Origin of the sequence: Blastomonas sp. CCH1-A6 (genome assembly GCF_001556365.1) — a bacterium.
GTDB lineage: Bacteria > Pseudomonadota > Alphaproteobacteria > Sphingomonadales > Sphingomonadaceae > Blastomonas > Blastomonas ursincola.
In genome coordinates this window covers 1-5,051 of the sequence record NZ_LSIS01000426.1, presented here as the reverse complement: position 1 = coordinate 5,051, position 5,051 = coordinate 1, and the positions used below count along the sequence as shown (strand labels likewise).

Sequence of the window (5,051 nt, the reverse complement as noted above, 5' to 3'; positions counted from 1 at the left end):
GTATCATTTTGCCCGCGGTTTCAAGAACTCGCTTGGCCGACCACCTTACCAGTATCTGATGCTGTTGCGCATGGAGCGAGCGCGGGATCTGTTGCTGAGCTCGACCATGTCTGTCACGCAGATTGCCCTGTCGGTCGGCTATGATACGCCCCAGGCATTTGCCCGGGCCTTTCGGCGCATCCATGGTATCAGCCCAAGTCATTTCCGGATTGATCGAGCGAACTGCCCCCGAGGAACTTGGCTTCCGAAGCAAATGTGCTAGCATTGCATGCGGGGTGAGGCTGTTTTCCGGGGTGGGCGGTGGACGGTGTCGATTTCGACGATTACCGGCTGACCGATGGCGTTGCGCCATTCATCGCCGCGCATCAGCTGGTCGCCGATGACCCGGCTGTCCAACTGATCGAATTGCACCAGCCAGCGGGCGATTTTTCCGATCCTCCGCTGAATGATCTTGTCATCACGGTGGGATTGTCGATGCACCGGACGTCTTATCGCAATGGCAGCTTCCGCTTTTCGGGGACGGCGGTTCCAGGCCAATGGTCGCTGCTCGCCCGCGGTGAAGCCAATGCAATCGTGATTGATGATTCCAATCATTTCAGGGCACTTGCCGTCGATGGCTTGCTTGCCGATACGTTGCTGGACCGCATGTTCGATGGGCGCCCGCCCGATATAGCCAAGCTGCACGCGGTGCAGGGCAGCAACGGGGTGCCTAAATTGATCGAAAGGCTGTGGCGACTGTCGTCGGGCAGTCACGCCTCGGCGATCACGACCCTTTACCGGGATTCCGTGATTGTGACCCTGCTGGGGGAATTGGCCGCACTGAATGGCGAGGCAGCCAGGCTGACACGTGGCGGGCTGGCGCCCTGGCAGGAGCGGCGCGTGAACGACTATCTTCAGGCAAATTTTTCGCGCGACATCACCTTGCTTGAACTGGCATCGCTCTGCAGCCTGTCACCCGATCATTTTTCCCGCGCATTCAAGCAGAGTTTCGGCGTGGCTCCGCAGAAATACCAGATGCTGCTGCGATTGAATGCTGCGCAGACTTTGCTGTTGCAGCCGGACCTTTCCATTGACACCGTGGCTGTCTGTGTCGGCTACAAGGGCCAGGCCGGGCTCAACAAGCTGTTCATACGCGAACTAGGGGTGACGCCTCTGAATTATCGCCGCCGCATGGTCTGAGTGCCCGGTCAGGCGAGCATGCGCGTGCTATGCCCGAAATGGCGCAAGAATCGCTCCTCCCGAGCAAGCCCGGCACCGCTGGCACCTCCATGCTCTGCTATGGACTGCAGGCGCTGAAGCAAGGAAGCGCGTCTGACCGCCACCTTGCGACATCCAAGGAGTGCTCCAGATGCCGACCGCATTGCCAATCCCCGGTTCCTCGCTTCTTTCCCCTGCCGATCATGTGCTCATCCTGATCGACCACCAGTCGCAAATGTCCTTTGCCACGAAATCGATCGACGCGGTCATGCTGCGCAACAACGCTGCACTGGTGAGCCGGGCAGCCCGCATTTTCGAGGTTTCGACAATTCTGACCACCGTTGCTGAGAAGACGTTCTCCGGCCCCATGTTCGACGAGATCAAGAGCCAGTTTCCGGGTGAGGAGGTGATCGACCGGACCACCATGAACACCTGGGAAGATCCCCGGATCGCCGACCGTATCAACGCCATCGGCAAGTCGCGAATTGTGCTTGCAGGGCTGTGGACCAGTGTCTGCATTGTAGGGCCGGCGCTGTCCGCTATCGACCAGGGCTTCGAGGTCTTCGTGCTCGCAGATGCTTGTGGCGACGTTTCCGATGAAGCGCATGACAGGGCAATGGACCGTATGGTCCAACTAGGCGCAACGCCGATGACCTCTTTGCAGTACATGCTCGAACTTCAGCGCGACTGGGCGAGAGGCGAAACCTATGATCCTGTCGTGCATGCCGCGATAGATCATGGCGGAGCCTATGGGCTCGGGCTGATATACGCCAAGGCGATCTTGGGCGCCGACGCACGCGAAGGCTGATCGATTAAACGTACAAGGTCACCTCCGCTCCTGTCCGCCCCCAGGTATTGGTGACCGGGCCGGCCGCTTCCAAGCCTCCCGAAGGCCGGCCCACCTCCTTCATTCAGGCCCTTCTGCAATGGTGAAGCCATGAAGATATATCTGTTCTCGCTTGGTGCCGGCTTGCTTGTGGGCATTATCTATAGCCTGCTGGGCGTCCGCTCGCCGGCGCCACCCGTTGTAGCATTGCTTGGCCTGTTGGGCATGCTGGTGGGAGAGCAGATCCTGCCATTTGCGATGCGCGTATATCGGGGCAATCCCGATGTGATGGCAGAGACGCGGGCCGACTGTTCGGAGCATATTCTGGGCGCGTTGCCAGCGCGCCCCGGGCTCCGCCGTCGGGATAGCGACGCATGATGGACCGCAGGGCGGTGTCTGCAGGCCTCGCCTTGACCGGCTTGCTAGGAACGATCGAGGGCAAAGCCATGGCGGAAGATGCACGATATACAGGCACCATCCTATTCAACGGGAAATTCACGACGCTGGACCCGCAGAACCCCGCCCCTCAGGCGATCGCCATAAAGGAGGGTCGGTTCCAGGCTGTGGGAGATTTTTCTGATGTCATCGCCCTGCAGGGACCCGGCACCCGGATGATCGACTGCAAGGGCCGGCGCGTGATACCGGGGCTGTGCGACAACCACATCCATGTCATTCGCGGAGGGCTGAACTTCAATCTGGAACTGCGCTGGGATGGTGTCCCCAGCCTGGCTGATGCGATGCGCATGCTGAAGCAGCAGGTCGACCGCACCCCAGCTCCGCAATGGGTCAGGGTTGTTGGCGGCTTCAGCGAGCACCAGTTTGCCGAGAAACGCCTACCCAGCCTGGCTGAAATCAACGTCGTCGCACCCGACACGCCGGTATTCATCCTGCACCTTTACGACCGCGCCTTGCTCAATGGCGCTGCTCTCAGGGCAGTGGGCTATGATCGAGACACACCCGACCCGCCGGGCGGCGTGATCCAGCGCGATTCCCAGGGCAACCCAACTGGGCTGCTGATTGCTAGCCCCAATGCCTCCATCCTTTATGCCACACTGGCCAAAGGGCCGAAACTGCCTCTCGACTATCAGCTCAATTCCACCCGACATTTCATGCGGGATCTCAACCGGCTGGGCGTGACCAGCGTTCTGGATGCTGGCGGGGGTTACCAGAACTACCCGGAAGACTATGCGGTTATCGAACAGCTCCATGAACGCGGTCAGCTGACGCTGCGCATCGGCTACAATCTGTTCACGCAAAAGCCCCGGGAGGAGAAGGAGGATTTCCTGCGTTGGACCCGCAGTGCCCGACATCACCAGGGCGATGACTATCTGCGTCTCAATGGCGCGGGCGAAATGCTTGTCTTTTCGGCTGCGGACTTCGAGGATTTCCGTATGCCTCGGCCGGACATGCCGCCGAACATGGAAGATGATCTCGAGGAGATCGTCCGGATCCTCGTTGCCAACCGTTGGCCGTGGCGGATGCATGCTACCTATGAGGAGACGATCGTCCGGGCTCTCGACGTGTTCGAGAAGGTCAACAGGGAGATGCCGTTCGACGGCCTGCACTGGTTTTTCGACCATGCCGAAACGATCACCCCACGCTCGATCGACAGGGTGGCCGCACTCGGCGGCGGCATCGCGTTTCAGCACCGCATGGCCTATCAGGGCGAGTATTTCGTCGAGCGCTATGGTGCCGAGGCAGCAGAAGCGACGCCGCCTTTCCGACGCGTACTGGAAAGTGGCGTGCGGACCTCCGCAGGCACCGATGCGACGCGCGTGGCGAGCTACGATCCCTGGGTAAGCCTGTCCTGGCTCGTCACTGGCAGGACGATGGGGGGCATGCGGCTTTATCCGCATCGCAACCTGCTCGATCGACATGAAGCGCTGAGAATGTGGACCCAGCACGTCGCCTGGTTTTCGGGCGAGGAGGGGCGCAAGGGACAGATCAAGCAGGGGCAGTTGGCCGATCTAGCGGTACTGAGCCAGGATTTCTTCGAGATTCCTTCCGATCGTATCCGCCAGACCGAATCCGTGCTCACAATTGTCGGTGGCAAGCCAGTCTATGGGACTGGCAACTTTGAAGGCTTGGCAGAACCGCCGCCGCCGCCAATGCCCGACTGGTCGCCGGTCGCCCGGTTCGGTGGCTATCACAAGGCCGAAGGGGCGACTTCGGTCAGCCTGCAAACGGCACAGTCGGCCTGTGGCTGTGCTACACCGTGCGCGGTTCATGGTCATGAGCATGCGCGAGCGACCCAGGTTCCGGTCAGCGATTTCAAGAGTTTCTGGGGCGCTCTCGGCTGCGCATGCTGGGCGGTGTGAGCGCGAGCCTTTCATCGCCGCGGCCCGTTCCGGCCGACCTTGCCGGGCTGCTCGCCTTTGTGTCCGGCTATGTCGACACTGCTGTCTTTATCCATATGCAGGGACTTTTCGTCGCGCATGTCACCGGCAATTTTGTTCTGCTTGGTGCGACACTAGCCAGCCAGAGTGGGGGTGGGGCAGAGGGACATTATGGATCGGTCTGGGTCCAGTTCGCAGCCTTGCCTGCCTTCTTTCTAGTTGCTGTGTTCGCTGGCCTTGCGGCTAGCCAAATTTCAGTTAACCGCAGACTATCGTTGCTGCTGTGGCTTGCCAATCTGGCGGTGGCGCTGACAGGCGGCATTGCACTGTTCCTTGGGACAGGGCCCTGGGATACTGGCTTGGCGCTTGCGCTGGCAGGGGCGATGGGCATGCTCAACGCCGTTCACAGGCTGGTACCGGCCATCGGGCCACCGTTCACGGTCATGACGGGCAATGTAGCAGCGCTGGCGCTGGCCTTGGCAGGTCGAATGAGTCAGGCGCTTTCCGCTACGCCCGAGCCATCGGCATCGGGCAAGATCATGATATCTGTTTGTGCATTTGCTGGCGGTTGCGCGCTGGGCGCTCTTGCCCAGTCCTGGCTTGGGATGGGATCGGTTCTCCTCCCCGCCATCCTTCTCGCGGGTCGCCTGATGGTCCTGCGATGACAGCCTTCCTCGCGCTGCTGCTGGCGG

The 5,051-nt window shown here is 60.7% G+C and carries 6 protein-coding genes; all 6 read left to right on the top strand.

What is annotated here, in order from left to right:
• On the top strand, positions 1–262 hold a 262-nt coding region (locus tag AX735_RS27095), incomplete at its 5' end, for a helix-turn-helix transcriptional regulator (protein WP_156447546.1).
• A gap of 38 nt (positions 263–300) precedes the next feature.
• A complete protein-coding gene (locus AX735_RS27090; RefSeq protein ID WP_066283612.1) occupies positions 301–1,179 on the top strand; it encodes a helix-turn-helix domain-containing protein in 879 nt (292 codons plus the stop codon).
• Positions 1,180–1,348: 169 nt separating this feature from the next.
• Positions 1,349–2,005 (top strand): hydrolase, encoded by a 657-nt coding sequence (locus AX735_RS27085; protein ID WP_066283609.1) that lies wholly within the window; start codon positions 1,349–1,351, stop codon positions 2,003–2,005.
• A gap of 129 nt (positions 2,006–2,134) precedes the next feature.
• Positions 2,135–2,401, top strand: coding sequence for a DUF1427 family protein (locus AX735_RS27080; protein ID WP_066283600.1), 267 nt, complete (start codon positions 2,135–2,137; stop codon positions 2,399–2,401).
• Positions 2,398–4,341 carry an amidohydrolase gene (locus AX735_RS27075; RefSeq protein WP_137775451.1) on the top strand — a complete coding sequence of 648 codons (1,944 nt, stop codon included), beginning with the start codon at positions 2,398–2,400 and terminating at the stop codon, positions 4,339–4,341. Before AX735_RS27080 ends, AX735_RS27075 begins: the two co-directional genes overlap by 4 nt.
• Entirely contained in the window at positions 4,326–5,024 is a 699-nt protein-coding gene (locus AX735_RS27070; RefSeq protein ID WP_066283593.1) for a YoaK family protein, read from the top strand. Before AX735_RS27075 ends, AX735_RS27070 begins: the two co-directional genes overlap by 16 nt.
• Positions 5,025–5,051: the final 27 nt, after the last annotated feature.

Excerpts from the sequence above, each read along its gene's own strand:
- AX735_RS27085 (WP_066283609.1), top strand. The coding sequence starts at position 1,349 with ATGCCGACCGCATTGCCAATCCCCGGTTCCTCGCTTCTTTCCCCTGCC.
- AX735_RS27080 (WP_066283600.1), top strand. The coding sequence starts at position 2,135 with ATGAAGATATATCTGTTCTCGCTTGGTGCCGGCTTGCTTGTGGGCATT.
- AX735_RS27075 (WP_137775451.1), top strand. The coding sequence starts at position 2,398 with ATGATGGACCGCAGGGCGGTGTCTGCAGGCCTCGCCTTGACCGGCTTG.
- AX735_RS27070 (WP_066283593.1), top strand. The coding sequence starts at position 4,326 with ATGCTGGGCGGTGTGAGCGCGAGCCTTTCATCGCCGCGGCCCGTTCCG.